Source organism: Lacibacter sediminis (genome assembly GCF_014168535.1).
Classification (GTDB): domain Bacteria; phylum Bacteroidota; class Bacteroidia; order Chitinophagales; family Chitinophagaceae; genus Lacibacter; species Lacibacter sediminis.
The window spans coordinates 5,085,924-5,102,125 of sequence record NZ_CP060007.1 but is presented as its reverse complement, the minus strand read 5'-3'; the positions used below and the strand labels follow the sequence as shown (position 1 = coordinate 5,102,125).

The 16,202-nt window shown below is 39.7% G+C and carries 17 protein-coding genes; 11 read left to right on the top strand and 6 right to left on the bottom strand.

Features of this window, described 5'->3' with window-relative positions; genetic code table 11:
* Window positions 1–65: 65 nt before the first annotated feature.
* The 9 genes from argG to H4075_RS21450 are packed head-to-tail and all read left to right on the top strand — an operon-like array spanning window position 66 to window position 9,194.
* A complete protein-coding gene (gene argG / locus H4075_RS21490) occupies window positions 66–1,268 on the top strand; it encodes an argininosuccinate synthase (RefSeq protein WP_182802929.1) in 1,203 nt (400 codons plus the stop codon).
* Window positions 1,269–1,274: 6 nt separating this feature from the next.
* Window positions 1,275–2,252: an N-acetyl-gamma-glutamyl-phosphate reductase gene (argC, locus tag H4075_RS21485; RefSeq protein ID WP_182802927.1), complete on the top strand. Its 978-nt coding sequence runs from the start codon at window positions 1,275–1,277 to the stop codon at window positions 2,250–2,252.
* Between the two features lie 24 nt (window positions 2,253–2,276).
* On the top strand, window positions 2,277–2,630 hold the full coding sequence (locus H4075_RS21480) for a four helix bundle protein (RefSeq protein ID WP_182802925.1): 354 nt from the start codon (window positions 2,277–2,279) through the stop codon (window positions 2,628–2,630).
* A 33-nt stretch (window positions 2,631–2,663) separates the two neighbouring features.
* On the top strand, window positions 2,664–3,806 hold the full coding sequence (locus tag H4075_RS21475; RefSeq protein ID WP_182802923.1) for an aspartate aminotransferase family protein: 1,143 nt from the start codon (window positions 2,664–2,666) through the stop codon (window positions 3,804–3,806).
* 31 nt (window positions 3,807–3,837) lie between these two features.
* Window positions 3,838–4,800 (top strand): Rossmann-fold NAD(P)-binding domain-containing protein, encoded by a 963-nt coding sequence (locus H4075_RS21470; protein ID WP_220494823.1) that lies wholly within the window; start codon window positions 3,838–3,840, stop codon window positions 4,798–4,800.
* Entirely contained in the window at window positions 4,793–5,584 is a 792-nt protein-coding gene (gene argB / locus H4075_RS21465; protein ID WP_182802922.1) for an acetylglutamate kinase, read from the top strand. Before H4075_RS21470 ends, argB begins: the two co-directional genes overlap by 8 nt.
* A 10-nt stretch (window positions 5,585–5,594) precedes the next feature.
* Window positions 5,595–6,668: a M20 family metallo-hydrolase gene (locus tag H4075_RS21460; RefSeq protein ID WP_182802921.1), complete on the top strand. Its 1,074-nt coding sequence runs from the start codon at window positions 5,595–5,597 to the stop codon at window positions 6,666–6,668.
* Between the two features lie 18 nt (window positions 6,669–6,686).
* Entirely contained in the window at window positions 6,687–7,982 is a 1,296-nt protein-coding gene (gene argH / locus H4075_RS21455) for an argininosuccinate lyase (protein WP_182802919.1), read from the top strand.
* Between the two features lie 54 nt (window positions 7,983–8,036).
* The gene (locus H4075_RS21450; RefSeq protein WP_182802918.1) at window positions 8,037–9,194 is read left to right on the top strand and encodes a hypothetical protein; all 1,158 of its coding nucleotides are present in this window, start codon (window positions 8,037–8,039) and stop codon (window positions 9,192–9,194) included.
* 79 nt (window positions 9,195–9,273) lie between these two features.
* On the opposite strand, the gene H4075_RS21445 is transcribed toward H4075_RS21450, so the two are convergent.
* The gene (locus tag H4075_RS21445) at window positions 9,274–9,411 is read right to left on the bottom strand and encodes a hypothetical protein (RefSeq protein ID WP_182802916.1); all 138 of its coding nucleotides are present in this window, start codon (window positions 9,409–9,411) and stop codon (window positions 9,274–9,276) included.
* Between the two features lie 122 nt (window positions 9,412–9,533).
* On the opposite strand from H4075_RS21445, the gene H4075_RS21440 reads away from it, so the two are divergent.
* Both H4075_RS21440 and H4075_RS21435 read left to right on the top strand, forming a co-directional pair.
* The gene (locus H4075_RS21440) at window positions 9,534–10,100 is read left to right on the top strand and encodes a methyltransferase family protein (protein WP_182802914.1); all 567 of its coding nucleotides are present in this window, start codon (window positions 9,534–9,536) and stop codon (window positions 10,098–10,100) included.
* A gap of 42 nt (window positions 10,101–10,142) precedes the next feature.
* Window positions 10,143–10,754 carry a hypothetical protein gene (locus tag H4075_RS21435; protein WP_182802912.1) on the top strand — a complete coding sequence of 204 codons (612 nt, stop codon included), beginning with the start codon at window positions 10,143–10,145 and terminating at the stop codon, window positions 10,752–10,754.
* Between the two features lie 33 nt (window positions 10,755–10,787).
* On the opposite strand, the gene H4075_RS21430 is transcribed toward H4075_RS21435, so the two are convergent.
* The 5 genes from H4075_RS21430 to H4075_RS21410 form a co-directional block, all read right to left on the bottom strand.
* A complete protein-coding gene (locus H4075_RS21430) occupies window positions 10,788–11,078 on the bottom strand; it encodes a hypothetical protein (RefSeq protein ID WP_182802911.1) in 291 nt (96 codons plus the stop codon).
* Between the two features lie 64 nt (window positions 11,079–11,142).
* The gene (locus H4075_RS21425) at window positions 11,143–11,598 is read right to left on the bottom strand and encodes a copper resistance protein NlpE (RefSeq protein ID WP_182802909.1); all 456 of its coding nucleotides are present in this window, start codon (window positions 11,596–11,598) and stop codon (window positions 11,143–11,145) included.
* 71 nt (window positions 11,599–11,669) lie between these two features.
* Window positions 11,670–12,125 carry a GNAT family N-acetyltransferase gene (locus H4075_RS21420; RefSeq protein WP_182802907.1) on the bottom strand — a complete coding sequence of 152 codons (456 nt, stop codon included), beginning with the start codon at window positions 12,123–12,125 and terminating at the stop codon, window positions 11,670–11,672.
* A gap of 42 nt (window positions 12,126–12,167) precedes the next feature.
* The gene (locus tag H4075_RS21415; RefSeq protein WP_182802905.1) at window positions 12,168–12,617 is read right to left on the bottom strand and encodes a DUF1572 family protein; all 450 of its coding nucleotides are present in this window, start codon (window positions 12,615–12,617) and stop codon (window positions 12,168–12,170) included.
* Window positions 12,618–12,752: 135 nt separating this feature from the next.
* The gene (locus H4075_RS21410) at window positions 12,753–16,037 is read right to left on the bottom strand and encodes a S41 family peptidase (protein WP_182802904.1); all 3,285 of its coding nucleotides are present in this window, start codon (window positions 16,035–16,037) and stop codon (window positions 12,753–12,755) included.
* Between the last annotated feature and the right edge of the window lie 165 nt (window positions 16,038–16,202).

Below are 16,202 nucleotides of genomic sequence, written 5' to 3'. Positions count from 1 at the left end.
GCAGCGGTTCATAGTTGATCTGTTGTTGCGTCGCACTCTTCTACGTTCAATAATTCTATTCAGCAATGGCAAACAAAAAAATTGTACTCGGCTTTAGTGGTGGATTGGATACTACTTACTGCGCCAAATACCTCAGCGATGAAAAAGGTTATGAAATTCATTCGGTGATTGTTAACACCGGTGGCTTCAGTGAAGAAGAATTAAAAAAGATCGAAGCACATGCTTACAAGCTGGGTGTAAAGTCGCATACCACTGTTGATGCAGTAAAAGGCTACTACGAACGCATCATTAAGTTTCTTGTATTCGGAAACTGTTTAAAGAATAACACATATCCGCTCAGTGTAAGCGCAGAGCGTTTGAGCCAGGCCTTGCACATTGCTGAACATGCAAAGAAATTAAACGCCGATGCAGTTGCACATGGCAGCACTGGCGCTGGTAACGACCAGGTGCGTTTCGATATGATCTTTCACATTATGATTCCCGGTGTCGAGATCATCACACCTATTCGTGATATGAAGTTGAGTCGGGAAGAAGAAATTTCTTACCTCAAGAGCAAGGGTGTGGAAATGAATTTTGAAAAAGCAGCTTACTCCATTAATAAAGGACTGTGGGGAACCAGCATTGGCGGTAAAGAAACGCTCAACAGTAAAGGCATGTTGCCCGAAGAAGCGTGGCCTACGCAAGTAACCAAAAACGGAAGCGAAGAAGTAAAACTTCATTTTGAAAAAGGGGAACTGAAAGCGGTGAACGATCAACAGTTCGATCATCCCGTTGATGCGATCAATCATTTACAAACAATAGCCGGCGCTTACGGTATTGCAAGAGATATTCATGTGGGTGATACCATCATCGGCATTAAAGGACGTGTTGGTTTTGAAGCAGCAGCACCAATGGTGATCTTGAAAGCACATCATGCATTGGAAAAGCATGTGCTTACCAAATGGCAGTTGCAATGGAAAGATACCTTGGCACAGTTCTACGGTAACTGGATGCACGAAGGACAAATTCTTGATCCTGTTATGCGTGATATTGAAGCTTACTTCATCAGCAGTCAGCAGAATGTAACAGGTGATGTATTTGTACAACTGATGCCTTACCGTTTCCAGGTAATTGGTATCGATAGCAAATATGATCTTATGAGCAGCAAGTTTGGCAAGTATGGTGAAATGAACACCGGCTTTACCGGTGATGATGTGAGAGGCTTCTCAAAAATATTCGGCAATCAAACTTCTATCTGGACTTCGGTGCAGGCAGAAAACGAAAAATAATCAGTCATGCAGATCAAAGTAGGAATTATTGGTGGTGCAGGTTATACAGGTGGTGAGCTGATCCGTTTGTTGATCAATCATCCTTCTGCTGAATTATCATTTATTCACAGCAGAAGTAATGCAGGTGAACCTGTTTATAAAGTACACCAGGATCTTGTTGGTGAAACTGAACTCAAATTCACAGGTGAATTATCGAACGATATTGATGTATTATTCCTTTGTCTTGGTCATGGTGAATCAAAAAAATTCTTGGCTGAGAATACAATTAATGAAAAGATCAAAGTAATTGATCTCGCCAATGATTTTCGGTTAACAAACAGTTCAACAATTGGTAACCGCAAGTTTGTCTACGGTTTACCTGAGCTGAACAAAGAACAAATTAAATCCGCACAAAATATTGCTAACCCTGGTTGCTTTGCTACAACTCTTCAACTTGGTTTATTGCCATTGGCAAAAGCCGGTCTGTTGAAAGATGTGTACACAACGGGCATCACCGGTAGTACAGGTGCAGGACAAAGTTTGTCCGCCACATCCCATTTTAGTTGGAGAGCAAATAATATTCAAGCCTACAAAACATTAACGCATCAACATCTCGGAGAGATCGGCGAATCACTATTGCAATTACAACCCAACAGCGATATTGCTGTAAACTTTGTTCCATGGCGTGGTGATTTTACAAGAGGCATTTTCATCAGCTCACAATTGAAATGTGAAAAGAATCTGGATGAATTGAATAAACTGTATGAAGATTTTTATGCAGATGCTGCATTTACACATGTCATTAAAGAAGCTGTTTTCTTAAAACAAGTGGTGAATACAAACAAGTGTCTCATTCAACTGGAGAAAGTTGGTGATATGCTCGTTGTTCATTCAGCAGCAGACAACTTATTAAAAGGTGCAAGTGGACAAGCTGTACAGAATATGAATCTGCTGTTTGGGCTCGATGAAAGAACAGGACTCAACTTAAAAGCTTCCTGGTTTTAAGTTGTAAGTAATAAGTAGTAAGCTATGCAGAACTATAAAGATTTAAAAGTTTGGGACAAGGCTCATGGGTTCACACTTAGAATCTATGAAGTGACGAAGACCTTTCCTAAAGAGGAGATTTATAGTTTAACAAATCAAGTAAGAAGAGCAGCGGCTTCAATCCCGGCAAATATTGCAGAAGGATGTGGCAAAAACTCAAAACTTGATTTTGCAAACTTTCTGAATATTGCTCTCGGCTCATCCAATGAATCGGAATACTATTTACTTCTATCCAGAGATTTAAAGTATTTGAAAGAAGAAGATTATTCTGAGTTGCTGAAAACCATAAACAAAATAAAAGCTATGTTAATAGCATTAATAACAAAAGTTAGAGGCTAAGACCTATTACCTATAACTTATAACTTAAAACTTATGCAACTATTCGACGTTTACCCCATCAACAACATCGCCATTTCAAAAGCGAAAGGCAGTTACGTATGGGACGATCAAGGCGAGCAGTATCTGGATCTTTACGGAGGTCATGCTGTGATTAGTATTGGACATACACATCCACATTGGGTAAAGCGAATTGAAGAACAATTGAACAAAATTGCTTTCTACTCCAACTCTATTAAAATTCCGTTGCAGGAAGAATTAGCAGCAAAGCTTGGTAAAGCAAGTGGTAAAGAAGATTTCCAACTTTTCCTTTGCAACTCAGGAGCAGAAGCAAATGAGAATGCTCTGAAACTTGCAAGCTTTCACAACGGTCGCAAAAAAATTGTGGCATTTAAGAAAGCGTTCCATGGAAGAACATCGCTTGCTGTAAGTGTAACTGATAATAAAAACTATATCGCCCCAGTAAATGAAACCGATAATGTGATCTTTCTTCCACTTAATGATGAAGCAGCTTTGGAAGCTTGTTTCAAAAAACAAGGCGATGAAATTTCTTCGGTGATCATTGAAGGTATTCAAGGTGTTGGTGGTATTAATGTTGCTGAAAATTCATTCCTCAAAAAAATACGCTCACTCTGCGATCAGTACGGTGCCGTTTATATTGCTGATAGTGTGCAATGTGGTTATGGCCGTAGCGGTAAGTTTTTCAGTCATGATTTTGCAGGTGTAAATGCCGATATCTACAGCATGGCAAAAGGTATGGGCAATGGTTTCCCTATTGGCGGAATCATCATTGCACCACATATTAAACCAAAACATTTTCAGTTAGGCACAACCTTCGGTGGTAATCATTTAGCATGTGCTGCTGCATTAGCGGTGCTGGAGGTAATGGAAGAAGAAAAATTGATGGGCAACGCTGTCATGATCGGAAAATATCTCCGTGAAGAATTAGAAAAGATCGAAGAACTTGAAAATGTTCGTGGCCGTGGTTTAATGATTGGCTTTGATGTACCGGAAGAATACAAAGACCTGAAGAAACATTTATTGCTCAATCAAAAGATATTCACCGGCGAAGCAAAACCCAATGTGATCCGTTTGTTGCCAAGTCTCGGTTTGAAGAAAAGAGATGCAGAAATGTTTATTGATGCAGTGAAGGAAGAACTTGAAGCGATGAAAGGATAATTGTAAATGATTTTTTACTGATTTAACATAAATGAGATTGAAACAGTTTATTTCCGTTCATGATGTAAAAGACATTAATGCTTTTGTTGAAAAGGCATTAGCCTATAAAGCCAATCCGCTGAAAGATCAGGAATTGGGTAAGGGCAAACGTATTGGTCTTATCTTCTTAAATCCCAGCTTACGCACACGATTAAGTACACAGGTTGCTGCCGAGAATCTTGGTATGAAGCCGATCGTTTTTAATGTAGGCAGCGAAGGTTGGACCTGGGAGTTTGAAGAAGAAGCCATCATGAGCGGTACAACAGTCGAGCATGTAAAAGATGCTGCTCCAATTCTTGGAAATTATTTTGATGTGTTGGCTATCCGCACATTTCCTTCTTTGCAAAATAAAAAAGATGATTACAGCGAACTGTTCATTAAACAGTTCATTAAATATGCAGGTGTACCAGTTGTAAGCTTAGAAAGTTCAACATTGCATCCATTACAATCACTGACAGACATTATCACCATCACTGAAACATTCAAAGAGAAACGTAAACCTAAAATCGTTTTGACCTGGGCTCCTCATATAAAACCGTTGCCGCAATGTGTGAGCAACAGTTTTGCACAGTGGATCAATGCATGGGGCGAAGCTGATTTTGTCATTACGCATCCGGAAGATTATGAACTGGACGAACAATTCACGAAAGGTGCAACCATTACACACAACCAGGATGAAGCATTGAAAGATGCTGACTTTGTGTATGTGAAAAACTGGAGCACTTACACCGATTATGGTCGCATTTATTGCAATGATCCTGCGTGGATGTTGACAGAAGAAAAACTGAAAACAACCAACAATGCAAAAGTGATGCATTGCTTACCCGTTCGCAGGAATGTGGAATTAAGTGATGAAGTGCTCGATAGCAGCAATAGTATTGTAACGCAACAGGCAAGCAATCGTGTATGGGCAGCACAAACTGTTTTGGCCGAAATATTAAAAGGAAATGGATAAGCTGATTGTAATAAAAATTGGTGGTAACATTGTAGATGATGAAGCAAATCTTTCATCGTTTCTGCAAAGCTTCGCCGGCGTAGATGCTAAAAAGATTTTAGTGCATGGTGGCGGTAAAGTGGCTACCAAGATCGGCGAATCATTAGGTATCGAAAGTAAGTATGTTGATGGCCGGAGAATTACTGATGCTGCAACCATCGATTTAGTAACGATGGTATATGCAGGTCTCATCAACAAAAAAATAATTGCACAATTGCAATCACTCAACTGTAATGCAATTGGTGTTACAGGTGCAGATGGTAATCTGATTCCTGCCGATAAGCGACCGGTAAAAGCAATTGATTACGGTTTTGTGGGCGATGTAAAATCGGATAAGATCAATGCACAAAGCTGGAGTAGTTTGTTGGATCATGGTTTTATACCGGTAGTTGCGCCTATTACGCATGATGGTAATGGTCAATTATTGAACACTAATGCAGATACCATTGCACAGGAAGTAGCGAAAGCAATGAGCAGCGTGTATGATGTAAGCCTGATCTATTCGTTTGAAAAGGCAGGTGTATTGCTCGATGCAAATGATGATGCAACGGTTATCAGCAATATCGATCCAACATCCTATCAACAATTAAAAGCAGAAGGAAAAATATTTGCGGGCATGATCCCGAAACTCGATAACGCATTTACTGCGTTAAACAGTGGCGTAAAAAAAGTAGTAATTGGTAAAGCAGAGCATTTGAAAGATCTGATCAATGGAGAAAGCGGAACATCCATTACAAACAGTTAAAAAAATTATTATGGCAAACCAGGACATCAGCCAACTTCACACTGAAGCAGTTGAACTTTTAAAGCAGCTGATCGCCACTCCGTCTTTTTCAAAAGAAGAAAACGAAACTGCAGAAATCCTTATTCATTTTTTTGCACAAAAGGGAATTGAACATTTTCGTGTAGGCAACAATGTGTATGCAAAGAACAAGTTTTACGATGCAGCAAAACCATCTGTATTACTCAACTCACATCATGATACCGTAAAGCCGAATGCGAAGTATACCAAAGATCCGTATGAACCAATTATTGAAGACGGTAAATTATTCGGCCTTGGCAGTAACGATGCAGGTGGTTGTTTGGTGAGCTTAATTGCGACATTTCTATATTACTACGATAAGGAAAATCTTTCACATAACGTGGTGTTCGCAGCAAGCGCAGAAGAAGAGATCAGCGGCGTGAATGGCATTGAACTCGTGCTACCTTATCTTGGCAATATCAACTTTGGTATTGTTGGTGAGCCAACAAAAATGGACATGGCTGTTGCTGAACGTGGTTTGATGGTGATCGATTGTATTGCACAAGGCAAAGCCGGACATGCTGCACGTAAAGAAGGTGTGAATGCATTGTACATTGCAGTTGATGATATTGAATGGATCCGCAATTATAAGTTTGATAAAGTAAGTCCGTTGTTAGGTGAATCAATGTTAACTGTTACAGTGATCGGTACAGAAAACCAACAACACAATGTAGTACCACCGCAATGCAAGTTTGTGATCGATGTGCGGGTGAACGAACTTTATACGTTCGATGAAATTCTGGGCGAATTGAAACAAAATCTCAAAAGCCAGTTCAAGCCACGTACCACAAGAATGAAATCAACATCTATACCAATGGATCATCCGTTGGTGAAAGCTGGTATTGAGTTGGGTCGTGGTTATTATGGTTCGCCAACCACCAGCGATAAAGCTTTGATGCCTTTCCCAGCATTGAAGATGGGTCCCGGCGATAGTGCCCGTAGTCATACCGCCGATGAATATATTTTTATAGATGAGATCAAAGGTGGGATTGAATTATATATTCAGTTGTTAAACAAGATTCTTTAAACGCCGAAAGCATTTAACATGAAACTCTGGAGCAAAGAAAACAGCAGCACATCAGCATTGGTAGAGCAATTCACAGTTGGTCGTGATAAAGAATTTGATTTGCTATTGGCGAAGTATGATGTGCAAGGCTCCATTGCACATGTAACCATGCTGGGCGAAGTTGGGTTGATGAGCAAAGAAGAAGCTGAAGTTGCTGTGAATGGGTTGAAAGAAATTGCTGCAACGATTGAACTTGGCTCTTTCATTATTGAAGAAGGAATTGAAGATGTTCACTCACAGGTTGAATACCTGCTTACACAAATGATTGGCGACGTCGGTAAGAAAATACACAGTGGTCGTAGTCGTAACGACCAAGTTGCTGTCGATATTAAATTATACCTGCGTGCCGAGATCAGCAATATCAAAGACGAAGTAAAAAATCTGTTTGACCTGTTGATAAAAACAGGCGACCAACATAAAAACACTTTACTCCCAGGCTATACACATTTGCAAATTGCCATGCCTTCATCAGTTGGTTTATGGTTAGGAGCCTATGCAGAAAGTTTGGTAGATGACTTGGAATTGTTATCCGCAGCTTACCAGGTTGCAAATAAGAACCCTTTAGGCAGTGGTGCAGGTTATGGTTCATCTTTTCCGCTCAGCAGAAAACGTACAACTGAATTATTGCAATTCGGTACACTTAACTGGAACAGTGTGTATGCACAAATGAGTCGTGGAAAAACAGAGAAGGTAACAAGTATCGGTATGAGTTCTGTTGCAGCCACACTCAGTAAACTGGCGATGGATTGCTGTTTGTACATGAACCAAAATTTTGGTTTTCTTTCATTCCCCGATGAGTTGACAACAGGGAGCAGCATTATGCCGCACAAAAAAAATCCGGATGTATTTGAACTCATCCGTGCAAAGTGCAACCGCATTCAATCGATTCCGAATGAACTGACCTTACTCATCAATAATCTCCCTTCCGGTTATCACCGTGATATGCAGTTAACAAAAGAAATTCTGTTTCCTGCGATCGAAGAATTGAAAGCATGCTTGCAATTGATGCAACTCATGCTTAGCAATATGAACGTGAAGGAAAATATTCTTACCGATGAGAAGTATAAATATCTTTTTAGTGTGGAAGCTGTGAATGACTTGGTGAATAAAGGGGTACCCTTTCGTGAAGCGTATCAGCAGGTTGGTAATGCTATTAACAAAGGAGAGTTTGAATATGATCTGCAACAATTACATCATACACACGAAGGAAGCATTGGTAATCTTTGTAATGAAGAGATAACAGATGAGATGAATAAAGTGCTGATGAAATTCTAAAACTTAGATACAACCGCAACTATTTTATTTGTTGCGGTTTTTTATAAACCTGTTATGAAAAAACTGATCCTGTCCGTTATTCTCTTTGCTGCGGTAATCTTTTGTGGTTATGCCCAAAATAAAGGATCAGCAACGGTAAGTGTAGAGCGGGTTGCGGATACAGACAGTATCTGGATTTCACTTCAACAAACAATATTCGTAAAAGCAGGTACACTGATGGTAGTGGCAAAGGCAATGGAAGCCGATGTAACTGATACCCTTTATTACCCCGTTATTGATACACTCAATAGTTTTCTCTTAACAGTACCTGAAAATTTTCAGAACAACAAGATCTCCATCTCCACTTTTTATTATCCAGGCTTAAGGCAGATTACAGGAACCCTCAATAATAATAAAATCTCCTCATCAATTTTAATGTTTGTGTTTGGGAAAGATATATCCAACTACAATAAAGTAATAGAAGTAAAAGAGGATAAGCATTTCGTTTTACCGAAACTGGTTTTTGAAAATAAAGCCACTGTATTTTTTAATTTTCTCGGAACGAAGCGAAAACAGAAACCTGATATTGCGATTGAATTATTTCCGAAAGCAAAAGACTTCGATTCTGTTACAACCAACGTTTTTGATTTTGGTGCCAACCTGTTTACTTCTACTGAATATGATTCGTTGAAATTAATTGGTAAACTTCCTGCCAATGCTGTAAGGGTAGAAGGTAAAGGAAAAGAATTACAACAGATTATTGTAACAGGTACACGCAAAACAAAACTGGAGAAATACAAAGAACAATTCAATTCCGGCCTCTTCGAAAGTATTATGGAGCGTGAATACAATTTTCTCGAAAACGACGAAATACTTACTTATGCAGACTGTATCAATTATTTAATTACAAGAATGGCGGGTCTTAGTCTTGGTACCGACCAATCAACAGGCGAGCAGGCTTTGTTTTGGCGCAAAGAAAAAGTAAAGGCCTATTTTATCGATGAAATGGAAGTTGATTTTAACCAGGTGCAAATGCTGGATTTAACAACGATTGCTTACATGAAATTTCTGCCGACACTATTGGCAGGCAGTATGAATCCCGGTAACGGAGGAGCTGTTGTGGTATATACCCGCAAAGGCGAATTTATAAGACAAGGTTCCTTTCAAAACAACTATATCTTTTCTATTAAAGGATATACTCCTTCAGAATACATCTTGTTTTCAGGAAAGTAAATACTGATGGAAGCAGGCGCATAAAAAAAAGCCATACACTCGCAGCGTTTATGGCTTTCAAGAGTAAAATTCATTCATATTATTCAGCTACATAACTTTTCCAACGTTTAAATTGTTTTGTTTGTGGCGATTCGAAAGATTCAACCAGCAAATGCACAATCTGTTTGATTGACTGAAGAACAGAAGAGCTTTTACGTACGGAAGGGTTCTTTTTCATAACATTTGGATTTAAGGCTATAAAAATAGAAACGCTTTCGTTGGTTTGCAAGCGTAGAAACAATGTTTTTTCACCTGTTATTTTTACGGGTTTCTGTGTAATAATCCTACTACATTCGTAATATGGTATGGTTGCTTTCATTATGGGCATTATATTTTATTCTGCACAGTTTGCTGGCCGCAGAGCCCGTAAAGCATTGGTTTCAAAGTGTTTCCGGCATTTCAAAACAGGCGTACAGAATTGTTTATAACCTCTTTAATCTGTTCGGTTTGCTCGGTTTGCTTTGGTTTCATATTCGTTTTGTGTGTCCCCCGTTTTATGAAAGCGCAACAACTGTTATTGTAGCGGGAGCGGTTTTAACGCTGGCAGGGCTTGCAATTATGATTCAATCAGCAAGAGAATACGAGCTTTCTTCTTTTCTTGGCTTAAGCAAAGAGACATATATGCCTTTACAGATAAGAGGACTGCATAAATACATGCGTCATCCTTTGTATAGCGGAACACTTTTGTTTTTTACCGGCATTTGTATTGCTTTTCCATTTTATAAAAACTGGTATTTATTAATCCTGATGATCGTTTATCTTTTTATTGGCATGTGGCTCGAAGAAAAAAAACTGATCCATGTTTTTGGTGATGAATACAAGGACTATATGCGAAGAGTAAAAAGACTGATACCCGGTATACTATGATAGAAAGATTTGTTTTACTATATTGCAATCAAATCTCTATCCATGACGAAAAAACTAATGCTATCATCAGCAATTATCCTGATTGCTTTCTTGTCATCTGCACAAACGAAGAACACACTCTCCACCATTCGCCCACAATTAGAAAAAGTAATTAACGATTATCCCAATCAGTTTGCATTGATCAAGGGTACACAGAACCAGGGAGACCCAAGCGTTATTGAGTACAGTTCTAAAGTGGAACTGAAAGGAGCAGTTGAAACAAAAATTCTTGGTTACCCGGCTAATAAAAAAATTAACTGGCTTTGGGAAGCAAAACTCCTTGTAACAGAAGAAACAAAAGAAATGCAAAAGCAATACAAAGCTTATTACAATGATATATTGGGTAAATCACTTTTCAGCAAAGGAGCAAACAACAGTATTACCGCAAGTGGTACTTACAGTGCACCATCAGAAGAATTGCGTTTGTGGAGCAACCAGTTTCATATTAATGATGTAACAGGCGAATTCAGCAAACTGGTGATTGATCTTGTAGCGGAGTATCAGAATTTTGAATGGACAGTTTACCTGCGTGTGTATGATAAGGAGAAAGATGAAGACATGCGCCCCTCAAAAGATACAAATGATCCGTGGCGGTATGGAACGAATAAGAACTAAAAAAAACGTCGCACTTTTTGTGCGACGTTTTTATTATCTGGCTGGTTGAATTGCAATACTGGTTTTCTTTCGTCCGAAATAATTCCATGCCCACATGAGTGTAAAGCTGGGAACAAAATCAGTCCATGGTAAGAGCTCTTCAACAAAGTTAAAAGCCGAACCAAAAGCACCTTTAAAGCCGCCAAATGTGCGGAAGAAAATAAGAGCAGAGACCGGCGCCCAGATCAAATCACCAAACTCACCAAGAAAAGGAACTGCATACGTGGCATAGCCCACTGCATCCATTACCAGGCAAAAGATAAGAGAGGTTTGTTGTTTGTTCATTTGCGATTAATTAATACAAATACAGACTGCACACCCACGGCTACAGTTGCATGTTGTACGATTTCTATTGTTTGCTCAGCTCGTATTTTTTTGCAAGATCGCCGCTAATGCGTTCGCCGTTCAGATCAAGCTGTATCAATCTGTTTTCTCCAACGAGGTATTGATTGGCACCATCAGTAATACCGTTAAGTGTGATGGTATTGCCTGCGGCATTCCAGCTAAATGTTCCTTTTTTCTCAATTGGCGCTGCTTCTTTTTTACCAAGGTAATTGAGCGAAAGCACATAGCTTGAATCATTAGCAATCGTGATGGTTGTTTCAATACCCTCACAATCTGCACATGGTACAGTTCCTTTGTAAACTCCTGCCCAATCAAGAGCGTTCTTACTATTGTCTGCTTTAGTTTCTGCAACAGGAGCTGTAATGGCGGTATCAGTTGCTGTTTGATCAGTTTTAGCTGAATCATTTGAGCAAGCTGATAAAAGAATAAGAGTAAACACAAAAAAGATCAGATGTTTCATTTTTTTTGATTTATGGTTAAAATTTTTGTTTCACTATTACATAAAATAGCAGGGGTTAACATGTTTTAACCTTATTCAACTAAAAACTTTTTCATACAAAGACTGATCTCTACACCAACATATTGCCCGTAGTTGGGAATGTGTTTATAACCTTCACGCTCATAAACCCTAATCGCTTCCGGTTGATTAAAACCAGTTTCAAGTATGCAGCTTTTGAAACCTTCTTCTTTTGCCCATTGCTCAAGATCAGATAAGATAGCACCGGCAATTCCTTTACCACGATGTGTTGGTTTTACATACATACGTTTGATTTCTGCAACTCCCAGTTCATATTCTTTAAATGCTCCACAACCAACCGGCTGGTTATTTTCATAAGCCACAATTACATGATGAATATGATCGAGCTTATTGAATTGCGAAAAGAATGCCTGTTGTTCACCGTAGCGTTCCTGCAGATCGGCATCGAGTAATACAACCAGTGAACGGAAGTCGCTGCTGTCAGAATTTGTTTTGATAAGACTTAGCATCGGTAGTTATTCTTTACTCAAGATAAAAATCTTTGAGCAAAATTATTGTGTATCCAGTAAGCGCCGGTGGTAATTAATCTGTCCGAGGTGATAACTTAAATGTGCAGCAAGATGTATAAGAAAAAATTCAGTTGAGGTTTTTTCGGTAAAAACCAGCATGGGGTATTCATCCTGCAATGTATTTGCCGGAAGCTTACGCAATGTTTCATCAACAATGGTTCTTGTTTCTGCCACCATTGTAAGTAAATCTGCCTTTGGTACACCCTTTAATGAAAATTCAAGATCACGGTTTCTTGTGTAAGCAAATCCACCCAGCTCGGCACCAATATAAGTTTTAAGATTACCAACTAAATGAAGGCAAAGATTACCTGCTGAATTAGCAATTGATTGTTCGGTTACCCAAAGTCTTTCTTCATTTTTATATTGTTCAATTTCAGAGTAGAGTTTTGTAAGATCCCGTTGGAAAATAGTTGCCAGTGTTTCAGTAAGCATTGAAGTAAATTGAGGAAACAAAGAAACAATGTTTTTATTTCATTAAATGAAAATCAAATAAGATCGACATCGGTTGCATAACACAAAAAAATCCCCTCAGCAACGAGGGGATTTTTTCAATTTACCTAATTAAAATTAAGATGGTCGCTTGTAACGTATCGGTGCTGCCGGTTCTTTTTTCAATTCGATTCCTTCAGTCTTCAATAATTTCAATGCTTCCTGCACAGCCCGTTCGAGTTGCGGATCTCTTCCTTCAATCAATGCTTTGGGATCATAAAACACTTCAATATCCGGAGCAATGCCTTCTCCTTCCACTGCCCATTTACCATCGGTGTCAAAGAAACCGCCACGTGGTGCAACCATTCTTCCGCCATCAATAAACGGAGGTGTATCCCATGTACCAACCAAGCCGCCCCAGGTGCGTGTACCTACTAATGGACCAAGCTTACTTTTCCTGAACATATATGGTAACAGATCACCGCCTGAACCAGCATTTTCATTGATGATCATCACCTTCGGACCAAAGATGCCCGCCATTGGAGTAGTAGATACCTTGTGACCTTCAACACGGTTGTTGAAATAACCTTGCAGTTTTCTTCCCATCACATCAATCATATAATCAGCTGCAGAACCACCACCATTATTTCGTTCATCAATAACAGCACCCTGTTTATCCTGTTGTGCAAAATAGTAACGGTTGAAAGATGTGTAACCCGGGTTGCCAGTGTTAGGAACATACACATAAGCCAACTTGCCTCCAGATAGTTCATTTACTTTCCTTCTGTTGTTTTCAACCCAGGCTCTTGAACGTAAACCCGCTTCATTTGCAACGGGCACAACAGTAATTGATCTTGCTCCTTCTAATGATGGTTTGTTGTTGACACGAATTTTAATCTGCCGGTTAGCAGTGCCTTCAAACAAACTATACAAATTCATATCTGCTGTTAATTGCCGTCCATCTACTTCAACCAAATACTCACCTTCTTTTACATTCATACCAGGCCCACTTAAAGGCGAACGTAATTCAGGATTCCAGTTTTCGCCAGTAAATATTTTTGTGATCTTGAAGAAACCTTTATCGACTGCATAGTTAGCACCGAGTAATCCAACAGGAATGGTTGGTACTTGCGGAAAATCACCACCGGATGTGTAAGAGTGACCAACAGCTATTTCACCACCAAGAATATCAATGATGTAATTCAGATCAGAACGATGCTTCACATGTTTTAACCAAGGTTGATACCAATCGTACACTTTGTTCCATGGCGCACCATGTGTATTATCAACATAGAGAAAATCACGTTGGTAACGCCAGCCTTCTTTAAAAATCTGTTCTGCTTCTTTTGACGGATCAACATACACCCGCATACCATCTGTTTGTAATCTTCCATCACCTGGCCTCGGTGCACCTGCAACAGTATTTACAATAAACCATGACGGTCCACTGCTGTACAGTAAATTTTTTCGATCGAAGCTGGAAGATGCAAATGAAATACCTCTCAGGAATTCAATTGCTTTTCTGTCTTTGATACTATAGCGATGCAAAACAAAACCATTTTCATTGGGAATCGCTTCTGCAATAAACACGTGTCCATCAGGACCAGCTACCAGATCCTGGTAATCACGTACCGGAATATTTACAGAAATGATGCGTTGATCAATGCCATCAAAATCGATCTTCACTCTTACGCCTGTTGGTTTTGTTACAACAGGCTTTACCGTATCACCCGTGTTCTTAGTTGTAAGTACAGATTTTTCTTCGCCGGGTTTTGTTGGCTCTTCATCACTCTTTGGTTCAAATGGATTTGAAGTTTCTTTTGAAAGAACAGCCATGTACAATGCACGTGTAACCGGATAGTTATAACTGCTCATATCTAACCAGCCGGTGCTTAATGCATAATCGGTGCTGGCAAGAAAGTATAAATATTTTCCACTTTCATCCCACTGCGGACTGATCGCATCACTCAAACCATCGGTGATGGCGGTACTTTTATTTTCATCCACATTGTACACTTTCACAGCTTTAAACTGGTTCTCCATGATCTGTACATAAGCGATCCATTTACTATCGGGTGACCATACCGGATGTAATGTTCTGTTTGGATGTGCAAGCCTGTCAGTAGCTACCAATGTTGCTTTACCACTTGCAAGATCCATGTTCCAGAGATTGTAATCGGTATCAGTAAACGCAATGTATTTTCCATCGGGCGACCATGATGGATAGTAATAGAATTTTTTATTGGGGATAGGGTATGCTTTGGGTGTTCCCAATCCATCTTGGCCGGCAACCATCAACTGGTATTCACCACTTGCATCAGAGAACCAGGCAATTTTTTGTCCATCGGCCGACCATGCAGGATAACGGTCAGCAGCACTTGTAGTGCGGGAAATATTTCTCCAGTCGCCATTTTCTTTTGGTACCGAAAAAATTTCACCACGATGTTCAAACAAAGCCCGTTTACCCGTTGGTGAAAGACTTGCATTTGTAAGTTGTGCACCTGAAATATTATTCCACCTTGCACGGCCCCAATTGAGATCACCATTTGCATTGATGGTTAATGGTTTTGTTTTGCCTGTAGCAATATCATAACTGTGCAAACGTGCACCTTGCTCGTAAATAAGTACGCCGTTGCTTGCTGACAAATTCTTTACATCATAATCTTTATGAAACGTAAGTTGTTTCTGTGCTTTTGTTTTTGGATTGTACGACCATACATTGTTTGCATAATCCTGTTCACTTAGAAAATATAAAATACCATTCTCCCAAACCGGTGCTGTGTGTCGTTCCCTGTCGCCCTGAATTGTTTTGGTTGTTTCCTGTGTTTTCATGTTGAAGATCCAGATGGGTTGCGCCTGTCCGCCACGATAGTTTCTCCATTCAGGATCCCAGAAACGATGCGGTTGATATGCCATCATACTGCCATCATCACTCAAGCTGCCAACAAAACCAAAAGGAATGATCATTGGTTCGGGTGTGCCACCTGTTGTTGCAACCGTATAAAATTTTGTGTTGGCAGTTGGATAACCCATCCTGTCGGATGTGAAAATGATCTTGTTATCATTTGTCCAACCCTGTACAAGATCGGGCGTTGGGTGCCAGGTAAGACGCTTTGGTGCGCCACCATCAATGGATACCAGATATACATCCGTATTACCATCGTATTGCCCGGTAAAGGCAACCCATTTTCCATCGGCACTGATGCGTGGATTAGTTTCTGCGCCAACAGCAGTTGTTAACCGGCGTGCATCACCACCATCACGGGATACCACCCACAGATCATCGCCATGAACAAATACAATATGTTGTTTGCTCACGGATGGTTGCCGCAACAATAATGTGCCTTGTGCTGATGATGTGAGGGAAAAGAATGTAATGCAGAGTAATAGCAGTACATGAAACTGAACTTGATTTTTTCTCATATGCAAATGTTTGGTTGGAGAAGGTAAAGAAAACCACCGGTGTTTCCAAAAACCCCGGTGGTTTAAAACCAATTGCGTTTACAATTCATTCGCTTGAAAATTCAATTGATGCAGTATACTGCTATTAACAGCAAACACCGATTCTATTTTTATGTTCTCAAAAAC